Origin of the sequence: Burkholderia ubonensis (assembly GCF_902833085.1) — a bacterium.
GTDB lineage: Bacteria > Pseudomonadota > Gammaproteobacteria > Burkholderiales > Burkholderiaceae > Burkholderia > Burkholderia ubonensis.
Window position 1 is genome coordinate 533,142 of sequence record NZ_CADFEB010000006.1, and the last position, 14,110, is coordinate 547,251.

Sequence of the window (14,110 nt, forward strand, 5' to 3'; positions counted from 1 at the left end):
AAATGGGGTAACGACCAACCCCACGATCAAACCCATCGATTCGAAATTCCCTGGCCGAATTGTTTTAATTAGATTTAAATTGCGTTCAACGCAAAATCGTGATACTTTTTGTAATGGTATCACATGCTTTGAAAAGGCGGACAATGGCCATCGCCGTCACACGACGCAAGGCATCGTGCTGCGCGCATCGCGTTTAAATGCAACGAGCATCACGCCCATATTGCTCGCCCAGTTTGCCGCACTGTGTCGATTACCATGCGACGATCTTGATCGCTCATATCGCCTCGACTCGCACCGCGAGCAATTACCGCGATTCGAGCGAACCACAACTCCAACTCGCGGCCGGCATCGATCCGATGGCGAACGATCTGCAATATCCTGGCCGCTGGTTCGTATGCCCCCCCAACCTCCGACGCTGTTATCCGTTCACTTTTGAACTGCAGCAACCATTACGGCAACGTGCTCGAAGGCTTCAACATCGTGAAGGTGTTTCAGCGGCCGGCACCGATCCGCGAAGTCACGGGCCGCGCCATACATGTCGTCGACGAGCGGGCAGGCCCGGGACAAGCCCGTCACTCGCCACGGGCCTTGCCATCATGCGGCCCAAGCGACCGCGCCGGCCAATCCGTCCATCGATCGGCTCTCGTCAACTCGTACGTTTCGTTCAGCGGATAGCGAATGCGATTCTCTGGCTTCGGCGTCTCGCCGATCACGATCAGTCGCACTTCCTGACTGGTGTTATTAAGAAAGCTGTGGCAAATACCGGTGCCTGCGGGAAATGCGACGGAGTCTCCCGGCTTCAGCTTATGCAGGTTGCCGTCGATCCACACGTCCGGCGTTCCCTCGAGCACATACACAAACTCTTCTTCTGCGCTTTCTGCGTGAGGGTATGAAGTACGGCGCCCCGGCGACAGCCGGATGTGATGAATTCCAATGCGCTTGAGCCCGAGCTTGCGAGCCAATGGAGCACCGATGCCCATAAGCTCCGAGTCACCCGGGTAGTGTTCGTTGTCCGGATCCTCAAGCGCGGTCCAGTGCTCGATGAAGTTGGGACGTTGCATCGCAGTCTACCTCCCGAAAGCCAGTAGGTTATGACAAAACGCATGACTTCAGGCGCTCCACCCGCGTCCCCACCAGCATCGCCACCGCGCACGCCGCGAGCAACCCGGCGATCATCAGCATCGCCGGGTCCATGCTGCCCGTGCGCGTGCGAATCATCCCGACGATCCACGGCGTGATCATCCCGCTCGACACGCCGATGCTGCTGATCAGCGCGATCCCGCCCGCGGCGCCCGCGCCCGAGAAATACGCGGACGGCACCGCCCAGAACACCGGATGCGCGGCGAAGATCAGCATCGCCGCCAGCGACAGCAGCGCCATCATCGCGACAATGTTCGGCAGATGCAGCGTCAGCAGCGCAAGCGCCAACGCCCCGCCGAGCGCGCAGGCGGCAAAATGCCGGCGCCGCTCGCGCCGCCGGTCCGAGCGCCGCGCGATCGCGATCAGCCCCGCCGCGCCGATCGCGTTCGGCACGATCGACAGCAGGCTGATGTGCACCACGTCGTGGATGCCGAACTCGCGGATCATCAGCGGCATCCAGAACAGCAGCATCAGCAGCGCGGTCGTCAGCGAGAAATAGATGAACGCGAACAGATACGTGCGCGGCGCCGCGAGCGCCTCGCGCAGCGACGCCGCCGTGTGGGCGGGCGCCCGGGCACGGTCCGCCGCGAGATCGTCGGCAAGCCGCCGCCTGTCGTCCGGCGTCAGCCACGCGGCCTGTTCGGGACCGTCGCACAGCCAGAACCACGCAGCCACGCCGAGCGCGATCGCGGGTGCGCCCTCGATCGCGAACATCCACTGCCAGCCGTGCAGCCCGAGCACGCCCGACATGCCGCGCATGATCCAGCCGGACAGCAGCCCGCCGACCATCCCCGCAACCGCGACGCCCGCGTAGAAGATCGACAGCACCGATGCGCGCCGCCGCGCCGGATACCAGCAGGTCAGGTAGAACACCAGGCCCGGGAAGAAGCCGGCCTCGAACACGCCGAGCAGGAAGCGCAGCGCGTAGAACTGCCGCACGCTGTCGACGGTGATCATCGCGACCGACACCGCACCCCACAGCACCAGGATCCGCGCGAACGTGCGGCGCGCGCCGAACCGGCGCAGCAGCGCATTGCTCGGCACCTCGAACAGCACGTAGCCGACGAAGAACAGCACCGCGCCGAGGCTGTACATCGCGTCCGTCAGGCCGAGATCCTGCCGCATCTGCAACTGCGCGAAGCCGATGTTGCTGCGGTCGAGAATCGACACGATGTAGCAGACGAACAGGAACGGCACGATCCGCGCGCCGATGCGGCGGTACAGCGCGTCAGTGTCCGGCGCATCATCGCCCGTGTCGGCGCCGGAGGCGACGCCGCGCGCCGCCTCCGCTTGAAGAGGAGCAGACATCGGTTGTCTCCTTGATGGCATTCGATCGGTTGCGCCGGAACGGCACCTGGCGTGGCGCGGCCGTCAACGATCAGCGGACGGCTCCGGCGTAGCTCAAGCCCAAACCCGCCGCTGCTGCTCGCCCTTCACGCCAAGCAGCAGCGCGACGCCGCTCGCAACCAGCAGTGCGGCCAGCAGATACACGGCGAGATCCATGCTGCCGGTGCGCGTGCGGATCAGGCCGATCACCCACGGGCTGACGATGCCGCTGGTGATGCCGATGCTGCTGATCAGCGCGATCCCGCCCGCGGCGGCCTTGCCGGACAGGTAGCCGGTCGGCACCGCCCAGAAGATCGGCAGCGCGGCGAAGATCAGCGTCGCGGCGATCGACAGGCATGCGAGCATCGCCGCGAAACTGTGCAGATGCAGCGTCAGCGCGGCGAGCGCGATCCCGCCGCCGATCGTGCAGCACGCAAAATGCCCGCGGCGCTCGCCGGTGCGATCCGAGCGGCGCGCGATCACGATCAGGCCGATCGCGCCGATCGCGTTCGGCACGACCGTGTAGAGGCTGACGGCCACGACGTCGGTCACGCCGAAATCGCGGATCATCAGCGGCATCCAGAAGTTGAGCGTCAGCGACGCGCAGGTCAGCGAGAAATAGACGAACGCGAACAGATAGACGCGCGGATTCAGCAACGCGGCGGCGAAGCTGCCCGAACCATGTGCGCCATGTGCGCCATGTGCGCCGTGCGCTCCGTCGCGGCCCTGCCCGTGCGCGCAGAGCGCCGCGACGCGCGCCTTCTCGTCCGGCGTGAGCCACGCCGCGTCCTGCGGCCGGTCGACGAGATACGCGAGCGCGACGAACGCGAGCACGACCGCGGGCGCGCCCTCGATCGCGAACATCCATTGCCAGCCGTAGAGGCCGAGCACGCCGGCCATGTCGCGCATGATCCAGCCCGACATCAGCCCGCCGAGCACGCCCGCGACCGCCACGCCGGCGAAGAACACCGAGATCGCCGCCGCGCGCCGATTCGCCGGGAACCACCAGGTCAGGTACAGCACGATGCCGGGAAAGAAGCCGGCCTCGAACACGCCGAGCAGGAAGCGCAGCGCGTAGAAATGCGACGGCTTCGACACGAACATCATCCCCACCGACGCGATGCCCCACAGGAGCATGATCCGTGTGAACGTGCGGCGCGCGCCGAAGCGCGCGAGCAGCAGGTTGCTCGGCACTTCGCAAAATACGTAGCCGACGTAGAACACGGCCGCGCCGAGGCCGTACATCGCATCGCTGAAACCGAGGTCATGCTTCATCTGCAACTGCGCGAAGCCGATGTTGATGCGGTCGAGAAACGACACGACGTAGCAGAGGAACAGGAACGGGATGATCCGCCACGCGATCTTGCGGAACAGCAGCTGGTCGTCGGAAGCCGACGCGGACGCGACCGCCGCTGCGACAGAAGGGGATTGGGGCATGTCTCTCTCCAAACGCGCTGCGCGAATCGAGCGCGCAGCAGTCTCCGAGGGCGTGCGTGCGCCCTGCTTTCTTGTGAGATCGAAAAAACGCGGCGGGTCTACGGGCGCCGCGCAAAGGCGGGACGTCCGCCCGGATGCCCCGCCGTCATGGGCCGCTCAGTTCTGCAGCGCGGCCCACATTTCCTTGTCGCGCTCGGCGGTCCAGATGCGCGGATGCGTGATGCCGCTTGCCTCGTCGAACGCGCGCGACACGTCGAACGGCAAGCAGTGCTCGTAGATGAACACCTGGCCGAACTTCGGGTCCATCGCTTCGCGCGCGAGCGCCATCGCGGCCTTGAGGTCGAGCTTGCGCTCGACGGCCTTGCGGCCCTGCGCGAGCAGCGTCGTGACGAAGTCCTTCGTGTAGTCGAGGCCCTGGTTCACTTCGGCCGGGTTCAGCAGCGCCGGGCCGCGGCCGGGCACGAGCTTCTCGGCGCCGAGCGCGCGCAGCGCCTCGAGCGTCGCCGGCCACTGTTCGAGCTGCGCGTCGCCGCAGTAGCACGCGGCGTCGTATTCGACGAGATCGCCGGAGAACAGCACCTTCTGCGACGGCAGCCACACGATCGTGTCGCCCTTCGTGTGGCCCGAGCCGACATGCATGATCTTCACTTCGAGCTTGCCGAGAAACAGCGTGATCTCGCGCTCGAACACGAGCGTCGGCCAGGTGAGGCCCGGCACCGTCTCGACGCCCGCGAACAGGCGCGGGAAGCGCTCGATCTCCGACTTCATGTCGGCCTCGCCGCGCTCGACGATCATCTCGTAGGTGCCGCGGCTCGCGATCACGTGCTGCGCGCCTTCGGCGAAATATGCGGACGCGCCGAGCACGCGCACCGCGTGGTAGTGCGACAGCACAACGTGCTTGATCGGCTTGTCGGTGACGCCGCGAATCTTCGCGATCAGGTCCTGCGCCATCGCGGGCGTCGCCGTGGTGTCGACGATCAGCACGCTGTCGTCGCCGATGATCACGCCCGAGTTCGGGTCGCCTTCGGCGGTGTACGCGTACGCGTTTTCGGAGAGCCGGGTCCAGGTGATCTTCTTCTCTTCCAGGTCGGCTTGAGAGGCGAATGCTTTGGCCATGTGGGGTTCCGTGGCTGCGAGCCATGAGTTGAGGGGTTGAGCCGATCATCGTCTCGCGCCGATTATTTGTCAATGACAAATATGCTTGCTATTGTTTAATGCGGGTAAACGTGCGGACGGGCGCGAGAAATGGCGTCGGATACCATGCGGGATGTTTCGATTTCAGGTGAACGCAGTGCAGAACGATGAAGATCGCGCGGACGATGCGCCGCAGAAGGCGCAGCGCGGCATCCAGAGCGTCGAGGTGGGCGGCCGGCTGCTCGACGCGCTCGCGCGGCGGCGCAAGCCGCTCGGGCTGTCCGAGCTGGCGGCGGCCGCGGAGCTGTCGACCGCGCAGGCGCATACCTATCTGGTGAGCCTCACGCGCCTTGCGCTCGTGAAGCGCGACGCGATCACCGGCAATTACGAGCCGGGGCCGCTGTCGCTGCGGCTCGGCCTGATGTCGATCGAGCGGCAGCCGGCCTATCGCGCGGCCTTGCCGCACGCGGCGCGGCTCGCGGAAAGCGTCGGGCTGAGCGTCGCGCTGTCGGTGCCGGGCGCGCTCGGGCCGACGATCGTGCGCATCGAGCACGGCGGCTATCCGCTGCACGTGAACCTGCACGTGGGATCGGTGATGTCGCTCGACACGACGGCGACCGGCCGCGTATTCCGCGCATTCGGCGCCCCGGCGCAGCTCGATGCGATGGCGGCCAGCCAGGCCGGTGCGGGCAACACGCTCGCGGGCGCCGAAAGCGCTCAGCCGACTCCGGACGCCGACGCGCGGCGAGCCCAGCTCGACGCGATCCGCCGGCGCGGCATCGAGCGCGGCGTCGACCTGCCGAGCCCCGGCGTCAGCGCGCTGTGCGTACCGGTGCTCGACGCGGAAGGCCGCCTGCAGCTCGCGATGACGGTGATCGGTTCGACGGGGTCGATCGACGTCGCGTGGGACGGCCCGATCGCGGCGGCGTTGCGCGATGCGGCGCGGCAGGCAACCGCGTCGCTCGGCGCGGAAGATGCGGCGGCGCCGCCCTCGGCCGCGCCGCGCGTGCCGCCCGCGCTGGCCGACGACGCGAAGGCGCAGCGCGGGATCAACGCGCTCGACAGCACCGGCGGCCTGCTGCTCGCGCTCGTGTCGGCAGGCCGCGCGCTGCCGCTGCGCGACCTCGCGGCGGCGGCTGGCATGCCGGCCGCGAAGGCGTTTCCGCATCTGGTGAGCCTGCTGAAGATCGGCCTGCTGAACCGCGACGCGGCCGGCTGCTTCGACGCCGGGCCGCTCAGCCAGGCGCTCGGCCTGATCGCGATGCAGCGCGTGTCGCCGGCGCGCGACGCGGAAGCCGAGATCGTCGCGCTCGCCGAAGCGACCGACATGAGCGTCGCGGCCGCGACGCTCGGGCCGCTCGGGCCGACCGTGATCCGCTTCGAGGAATCGGCGCGGCCGCAGCACGTGAGCCTGCAGGTCGGCACCGTGATGTCGCTCGTCAATACGGCGATCGGCCGCAGCTTCGCGGCCGGCATGACCGACGACGTGCTGGCCGGCCTGCTCGCCGGCGAACCCGTGCGCCTTGCGGGGCGCGTGACGGCGACGGCCGACGATGCGTTCCGCGCGCGCCTCGCGCAGATCCGCGCGGAAGGCGTCGACTTCGCGTTCGACGCGCCGGTGCCCGGCATCGCGACGGTCGCGGCGCCCGTGTTCGATCACACCGGCAGCATCCGGCTCGTGATCGCGATCATCGGCGCGTCGCGCGGCTTCCCGCACGGGCCGGACAGCGGCCTCGCGCAGGCGCTGCTCGCCGCGACGCGGCGGCTGTCGTGGCGGTTCGGGTGGATCGGCGGGCAGTGACGATCACGATGAATCCTGTTGCGCTGCGGCAACAGAATCCTCAAAGAATTACCATATTACAAAATCTCATTTCACAACGCGGTGGGCCTCATCTATGATTAGGGTTATCCCTAACTCGCCACCTACATGGGGCACCGTCATGCAAACGTCTAACGTCTCCGTCCGTTCCAACCAATCCGCTGGCTGGCTCACGCGTGTTGGCTCGCTGCTTGCAGAAGCATGGGCACTGCACCTCGAGAACTGCGCAATCATCGCTGAAGCCCACGCGCGCCTGCCGCGCTGAACGGAACGACCAGACGCCGGCCGGCGGCCTTGGGCTGGCCCCCGGCTTTGTTCCACTTCCACCCGCCCGCCTCCGCTGCGCAATCGCGCGGCCGCACGCGTCGGCACTTCGACGAAGGCCGGCTGCCCCTCCCTCCGCGCGCTCACACCTGAATCGACGGCACGTCCTTCATGCAGCGCAGCGCGAACATCGAGCGGCTGTGGCGAATGCTCGAGATCTTGTACAGCTTCTCGCGCAGAAACCGCTCGTAGCCTGCCGTGCCGTCCACGGCGACCTTGATCCAGTAATCGTATTCGCCCGACACGAGGTAGGCCTCGAGCACCTCGGGCAGCGCCGCGAGTTCCGCGCCGAAGCGGGCCAGCGCGTCGTCCTCGTGGCGATCGAGCGTCACTTCGAGGATCACGATGTCCGCGTAGCCGAGCATGCGCTGATTGACGAGCGCGACATAGCCGTCGATGTAGCCGTCGAGCTCGAGTTGCCGCGTGCGGTTCCAGCATGCGGTCGTCGACATCCCGATCTGTTCGGCCAGTTCTGCATTCGACAGGCGCGCGTTCTTCTGCAGTGCGCCGAGGATCTTGCGGTCCTGATTGTCGAGCGATTTGGGTGTGCGTTCGCGTGTTGCCATGACAGGAAGAATCTTCTACTGAAAATTGGAATTCTAGCTGAACAGGATTCTGGATTTGACGCCGTTTCACTGGAAAACAGGAAGCCTTTTAACCTGGCCCCCTGATACATTTTCCCTATGCCTGCTGCCCGGCACGCTCCCCGCGACAACCCCGTCGCAACGGGGCGCACGACCGCAATCACGAGTTGCGGAGCCGGGCACCCAGGCATTCGAAACCGCCGCCCGCGCACCCCAACCGACCGTGCGCGGCGCCGGCGCCCGTCTCCCCGTTCCTGCGCTTCCCGTCATGTCGTTCCGGCTTTACCTCTCGTTTCTTGCCGCTTCCTTCGTTCTCATCTACGCGCCCGGCCCCGTCAACCTGCTCACGATGAACCAGGCGCTGCGCGCCGGCTGGCGGCGCGCGCTGCCCTGCGTATGGGGCAGCACGCTCGCCGTGCTGCTGCAACTCGCGCTGACCGCGCTCTGCCTGAATTCGCTGGTGCACATCGACGAGCGCGCGCTGACCGTGCTGCGCTGGACAGGCGCCGCTTACCTGGTCTGGCTCGGGTGCAAGCAATGGATCAGCCGCGCGCCGGCCCATGCGCCGGCCGCATCGGCCGAGGCCGCCCAGCCGGCAGCCGATACGGGACGTGAACTGTTCTGGCGCGGCGTCGCGACGTCGGGCCTGAATCCGAAGACGCTGCTGTTCTTTCCGTCGTTCTTTCCGCAATTCATCAGCGCGAACGCCGAATGGAGCCTGAACCTTCAGTTCCTGCTGCTCGCGGCGACGTTCGCGCTGCTGTTCGCGGGCGGCGTCGCGTCGATGGCGCTGTTCTCGCACCGGCTCGGCAGCGCGTTGCAGCGGCCGGCGCGGATGCGCGCGATGAACCGCGTGACGGGCGGCCTGCTCGTCGGGATGGGTGCGGTCATGGTCGGCTGGAACTGAGTGGCTGCGCACGCAACCTTCCCCCTGAATTCCCTTCGCGTGATCCGTCGAAACCGTCCGCGCTAAAGAATCCGCACGCGCTGCCGTTATTCCTGTGACGAAATTGCGGTGACGCGTGCGTTCCGCCTCCTCTCCGTCCCCACGCAGGAAGTTCTATGAGATTCATGTCCCTGGGCCGGATGAGCGTTGGCGCTCGTCTGGCCGCTTTGTCGTGCGCAACCGTCGCACTGCTGTTTGCCGCCTTCGCGTGGACCCTCGCGCACCTGGCCGGCGAACAGATCGCCGACCAGGCGCACGCGCGCATCGCCGAGAAGGAACGCTCGATCGCCGCGATGATCGACCTGTTCGACAAGGCGCTGTCGGAAGAAGCGCATCGCTCGATGACGCTGTTCGCGAGCTTCCTGCCGGCCGATTTCGCGCTGGACCCGGCGCGCACCCATGACCTCGGCGGCGGTGTGATGGCGCCGACGCTGTCCGCGGGCGGCAGGCCGCTCGATCTCGACTACACGATCCCCGACCAGTTCCTGCAGAAGAGCGGCGCGATCGCGACGATCTTCGCGCGCGACGGCGACGACTTCGTGCGCATCACCACGTCGCTGAAGAAGCAGGACGGCACGCGCGCGGTCGGCACGCACCTCGACCGCAACAGCCCCGCCTACGCGCCGCTCGTCGCGGGCCGCAGCTACACGGGGCTCGCGAAGCTGTTCGGCAAGCCGTTCATCACCGAGTACAAGCCGGTCGTCGACGCCGGCGGGCGCGTGATCGGCGCGCTGTTCGTCGGTATCGACGTCGCGGACGAAATCCGCCTCGTCGAAGCCGGCATTCGCGAGCTGAAGATCGGCGAGCACGGCTATTACTTCGTGATCGACGCATCGTCCGGCCCGTCGCGCGGCACCTTCGTCGTCCACCCCGAAGCGGCCGGCAAACCGGCCCGCGACGATGCCGCGCCGTACGCGCAGATGCTCGCGGCGGGCCACGGGGAGCTCGCGTACACGTCGACCGACCCTGCCGCGCAGGACCGCGGCCCGACCGCGAAATTCGCGTCGTTCTCGACGATTCCGCAATGGCAGTGGCTGGTCGGCGGTGTCGCGATCGACGACGAGCTGCTCGCCGACATGCGGGCGACCCGCAACCGCTTCCTGCTGATCGCCGCGGCGCTCGTGCTCGCGTTCGCGGCGATGTTCGTCGTCGTGGTGCGGCGCGTCGTGAGCCGGCCGCTGGACGCGGCCGCGCGCGCGTCGGAACGCTTCGCCGCCGGCGACCTGAGCGTGCGCATCCGCGACGACGGCGTCGCGCCGCGCGGCGCGGACGAGATCGGCCGCCTCGTGCAGGCGGTCGACGGCATCGGCGACGGCCTCGCGCGCATCGTCGCGCAGGTGCGCCGCGGCTCCGCCGACATGGCGCGCGGCACCGTCGACATCGCGGCCGGCAGCGGCGACATCGCCGCCCGCATCGCGACGCAGGCGAGCAGCGTCGAGCAGACGGCGGCGAGCATGGAGGAAATCACGGCCGCCGTGCAGCAGAACGCCGAGCATGCGGCGCAGGCGAACACGCTGGTCGCGGGCGCATCCGACGCGGCGACGGGCGGCGGCGACGCCGTGCAGCGCGTGGTCGCGACGATGGGCGAGATCGAGCGCGCGACGCGCCGGATCGCGGAGATCACGAGCGTGATCGAGGGCATCGCGTTCCAGACCAACATCCTCGCGCTGAACGCGGCCGTCGAGGCCGCGCGCGCGGGCGAGCACGGCAAGGGCTTCGCGGTGGTCGCGGCCGAAGTGCGCGCGCTCGCGCAGCGCAGCGCGGCGGCGGTCAAGGAGATCGAGGAACTGAGCGCCGAATCGGCCGCGACCGTCGAGCAAGGCTACCGGATCGCCGAGGCCGCGCACGGCACGATGCGCGACATCGTCGCGCGGGTCGACCAGGTGCGCACCATCATCGCCGAGATCAGCTCGGCGTCGAGCGAGCAGTCGGCCGGCATCGAGCAGGTGAACCTCGCCGTCACGCAGATCGGCGAGGCGACGCAGCAGAACGCGACGCTGATCGCGCAGGCCGAGCGCGCGGCCGTGGCGCTGCGCGACCAGGCCGCGGAACTGTCGGAAGCGGTCAGCGTGTTCAAGCTCGGCCACGCCGAATAGCGGCCGCGGGCCGCGCTCGCGCGGCCGGTACAATCGCGCGATGTCCGAATTGCTCACCGTATCGGTGACCTACGGCGGCCTGTTCGCCGTGTCGCTGGTCGCCGCAACCCTGTTCCCGCTCCAGTCCGAAGCCGTGCTCGCCGGCCTGCTGCTGGCCGGCCGCGAGCCCGCCTGGGCGCTGGTGCTCGTCGCGAGCGTCGGCAACGTCGCCGGCTCGACGATCAACTGGGCGCTCGGCCGCGGGATCGAGCGGTTCCGCGACCGGCGCTGGTTCCCGGTGAAGCCGGCGGCGCTCGCGCGGGCCGAGGGCTGGTACGCGCGCTACGGCCACTGGTCGCTGCTGCTGAGCTGGGCCCCGGTGATCGGCGACCCGCTGACCGTGATCGCCGGCGTGCTGCGCGAGCCGCTGCCGCGCTTTCTCGCGATCGTCACGCTCGCGAAGGTCGGCCGCTATCTGGCGATCGCGTGGCTCGTGCCGCATTGACGCCGTATCGACGTCACGCCACGCGCACCGCCGCTCACTTCTTGCCGTCGCCCGCCAGATCGATCGCCTTGTCCGAGCCGACCGAGGTGCGCAGCTGGAACTTCTGGATCTTGCCGGTGGACGTCTTCGGCAGCTCGCCGAAGCGCACGGCCTTCGGCACCTTGAAGCCCGCGAGCAGTTGCCGGCAATGCGCGACGATCTCCTCCTCGGTCGCGCTCATCCCCTCGCGCAGCTCGACGAACGCGCACGGCACCTCGCCCCACTTCGGGTCCGGCATCGCGACCACCGCCGCGACCGCGACCGCCGGATGCCGGTACAGCGCGTCCTCGACCTCGATGCTGGAAATGTTCTCGCCGCCCGAGATGATGATGTCCTTCTTGCGGTCCTTGATGCGGATGTAGCCGTCCGGCGACAGCACCGCGAGATCGCCGGTATGGAACCAGCCGCCGTGGAATGCCTCGTCGGTCGCGTGCGGGTTCTTCAGGTAGCCCTTCATGCAGATGTTGCCGCGGAACATGATCTCGCCGAGCGTCTCGCCGTCGGCCGGCACCGGCGCCATCGTGTCCGGATCGAGCACCGTCGCGCCCGCCTCCAGGTGATAACGCACGCCTTGCCGTGCGTTGAGCCGCGCGCGCTCTTCGTCGGACTCACCGTCCCAGCGCGCCTGCTTCGCGCAGACCGTCGCCGGGCCGTAGACCTCGGTCAGCCCGTACACGTGCAGCAGGTCGAAGCCGATCTCCTTCATCTTCGCGATCACGGCCGGCGCCGGCGCCGCGCCCGCGACCATCGCGTGCACGGTATGGTCGATCCCTTCACGCCATTCGGCCGGCGCGTTCGCGATCGCGCTCTGCACGATCGGCGCACCGCAGTAATGCGTGACGCGCTCCCGGCGGATCAGGTCGAACACGGTCTTCGCGTCGAACCTGCGCAGGCACACGTTCACGCCCGCGCGCGCGGCAATCGCCCACGGGAAGCACCAGCCGTTGCAGTGGAACAGCGGCAGCGTCCACAGGTAGACCGCGTGCTTCGGCATGTCCCATTCGAGGATGTTGCTGAGCGCCGCCAGGTACGCGCCGCGATGGTGGTAGACGACGCCCTTCGGGTCGCCGGTCGTGCCGGACGTGTAGTTCAGCGCGATCGCGTCCCACTCGTCGGCGGGCAGCGTCCATGCATGGTCCGCGTCGCCGCCGGCGACGAACGCCTCGTAGTCGGTCGCGCCTGCGAAGCGCGCAGGGTCGGCCAGCATCGCGTCGGCGACGCTGACGATCCTCAATCCCGGAATTTCCAGCGCCGCGCGGTGCGCAAGCTCCGCGTACTCGGTGTCGACGATCAGCACCTTCGCTTCGCCGTGGCGCAGCATGAACAGCACCGACGGAATGTCGAGCCGCGTGTTGATGGTGTTGAGCACGGCGCCCGCCATCGGCACGCCGAAGTGCGCCTCGACCATCGCCGGGATGTTCGGCAGCAGCGCCGCAACGGTGTCGCCGCGGCCGACGCCGGCCCGCGCGAGCGCACTCGCGAGCTGCTTCGCGCGCGCATAGGTTTCGCCCCAGGTGCGCCGCACGTCGCCGTGCACGATCGCCAGGCGGTCGCCGTACACCTCCGCCGTGCGCACCAGGAAATCGATCGGCGTGAGCGGTGCGTAGTTGGCATCGCGGCGCTCGAGGCCGGCTTCGAACATCTGCGTCATGATCGTGTCTCCAGTCTGCCGAAGCGGCGTCGGTGTCGACCGGGGGCAGCGCCTGCGCGCCGCTTCCGGTCCCATGCCCCGCACTCCGGTCTCATTCAAAGTTAAGGCGCACGCGCCCCGGTCTGTCTTGATGTGGTTCAATTCGAGATAGCCTAACGGGCGATATTGTGGAGCGTCTGTCATCGAAACGACAGAGTCCCCCGCGCGCCCCGCGTGTTATCCCTATCCTCGCAAACCCGCAGCCATGCACGACGACGTTCTCGCCCCCCTCGACGCGCCCGCGCCGCCCGAACCCGGCCCGCTGTCCGCGCTGTTCGGCCAGTGCGCGTGGTTCCGCACGCTTGCGCCCGAACACCAGGCGCTCGTGCTCGCGCAGTCGCGCGTCGAATGCCGCGAAGCGGGCGACGTGATCGCGCAGCGGCTCGCGCCGTCCGAATACTGGATCGGCGTGCACCGCGGGCTGCTGAAGCTCGCGATCTTCAACGCGTCGGGGCGCGGCTGCACGTTTTCGGGCGTGCCGTCGGGCGGCTGGTTCGGCGAAGGCAGCGTGATCAAGCGCGAGCCGCGCAAGTACGAGGTGGTCGCGATCCAGCGCTCGACCGTGCTGTTCGTGCCCGTCGACACGTTCCATGCGCTGCTCGACAGCAGCCTGCCGTTCACGCGCTTCGTGATCCATCAGTTGAACAACCGGATGGGCGAGTTCATCGCGTCGATCCAGAACAGCCGGCTGCTCGACGTCGACGCGCGCGTCGCGCAGGCGCTCGCGCAACTGTTCAACCCGGACCTGTACCCGGATACCGGGCCGGCGCTGGCGATTTCGCAGGAGGAGCTGGGGATGCTGGTCGGCGTGTCGCGGCAGCGGATCAACCAGGCGCTGCAGCAGCTCGAGAAGCACGGCGTGCTGCGGCTCGCATACAACCAGATCGAGGTCGTCGATCTGGCCGGGCTCGCGCGGGTCGGGATGGAGCAGATCTGAAGCGCGCGACGGCAGCGCGCTTTACGTCTGACGAATCCAACTCGACACGCGCGCGGGCCAACCTGACAACTTCGCCAGTTTCGCGTCAGTGACCCGTGCCGGGCGCCCGCCTATCATTCGAGTGCCGTTCTTCATCAACGCCCGACCGCCGCCT

Annotated in this window: 11 protein-coding genes; 5 read left to right on the forward strand and 6 right to left on the reverse strand. The window is 68.0% G+C overall.

Features of this window, described 5'->3' with window-relative positions:
- Positions 1-572: 572 nt before the first annotated feature.
- From HWX31_RS19490 to HWX31_RS19505, 4 genes are all read right to left on the reverse strand, one after another.
- Entirely contained in the window at positions 573-1,061 is a 489-nt protein-coding gene (locus HWX31_RS19490) for a cupin domain-containing protein (protein ID WP_174963221.1), read from the reverse strand.
- Positions 1,062-1,089: 28 nt separating this feature from the next.
- Positions 1,090-2,448: an MFS transporter gene (locus tag HWX31_RS19495; protein ID WP_174963219.1), complete on the reverse strand. Its 1,359-nt coding sequence runs from the start codon at positions 2,446-2,448 to the stop codon at positions 1,090-1,092.
- Between the two features lie 93 nt (positions 2,449-2,541).
- Positions 2,542-3,903, reverse strand: coding sequence for an MFS transporter (locus HWX31_RS19500; protein ID WP_174963217.1), 1,362 nt, complete (start codon positions 3,901-3,903; stop codon positions 2,542-2,544).
- 156 nt (positions 3,904-4,059) lie between these two features.
- On the reverse strand, positions 4,060-5,019 hold the full coding sequence (locus tag HWX31_RS19505; RefSeq protein WP_059635737.1) for an MBL fold metallo-hydrolase: 960 nt from the start codon (positions 5,017-5,019) through the stop codon (positions 4,060-4,062).
- A 175-nt stretch (positions 5,020-5,194) separates the two neighbouring features.
- Between HWX31_RS19505 and HWX31_RS19510 the strand changes: the two genes are divergently transcribed.
- Positions 5,195-6,838 (forward strand): IclR family transcriptional regulator, encoded by a 1,644-nt coding sequence (locus HWX31_RS19510; RefSeq protein WP_174963215.1) that lies wholly within the window; start codon positions 5,195-5,197, stop codon positions 6,836-6,838.
- Positions 6,839-7,263: 425 nt separating this feature from the next.
- On the opposite strand, the gene HWX31_RS19515 is transcribed toward HWX31_RS19510, so the two are convergent.
- On the reverse strand, positions 7,264-7,746 hold the full coding sequence (locus HWX31_RS19515; protein WP_174963212.1) for an Lrp/AsnC family transcriptional regulator: 483 nt from the start codon (positions 7,744-7,746) through the stop codon (positions 7,264-7,266).
- Positions 7,747-8,032: 286 nt separating this feature from the next.
- Here HWX31_RS19515 and HWX31_RS19520 point away from each other — a divergent pair, with 286 nt between their 5' ends.
- The 3 genes from HWX31_RS19520 (at position 8,033) to HWX31_RS19530 (ending at position 11,290) form a co-directional block, all read left to right on the forward strand.
- A complete protein-coding gene (locus HWX31_RS19520; RefSeq protein ID WP_059609569.1) occupies positions 8,033-8,671 on the forward strand; it encodes a LysE family translocator in 639 nt (212 codons plus the stop codon).
- 155 nt (positions 8,672-8,826) lie between these two features.
- A complete protein-coding gene (locus HWX31_RS19525) occupies positions 8,827-10,806 on the forward strand; it encodes a methyl-accepting chemotaxis protein (protein ID WP_174963210.1) in 1,980 nt (659 codons plus the stop codon).
- 40 nt (positions 10,807-10,846) lie between these two features.
- On the forward strand, positions 10,847-11,290 hold the full coding sequence (locus tag HWX31_RS19530) for a YqaA family protein (protein ID WP_174963207.1): 444 nt from the start codon (positions 10,847-10,849) through the stop codon (positions 11,288-11,290).
- Between the two features lie 34 nt (positions 11,291-11,324).
- On the opposite strand, the gene HWX31_RS19535 is transcribed toward HWX31_RS19530, so the two are convergent.
- Positions 11,325-12,980: an acyl-CoA synthetase gene (locus tag HWX31_RS19535; RefSeq protein ID WP_174963205.1), complete on the reverse strand. Its 1,656-nt coding sequence runs from the start codon at positions 12,978-12,980 to the stop codon at positions 11,325-11,327.
- 244 nt (positions 12,981-13,224) lie between these two features.
- Here HWX31_RS19535 and HWX31_RS19540 point away from each other — a divergent pair, with 244 nt between their 5' ends.
- Complete coding sequence (locus HWX31_RS19540; RefSeq protein WP_059728759.1) at positions 13,225-13,956, forward strand: Crp/Fnr family transcriptional regulator; 732 nt, start codon at positions 13,225-13,227, stop codon at positions 13,954-13,956.
- Positions 13,957-14,110 lie beyond the last annotated feature (154 nt).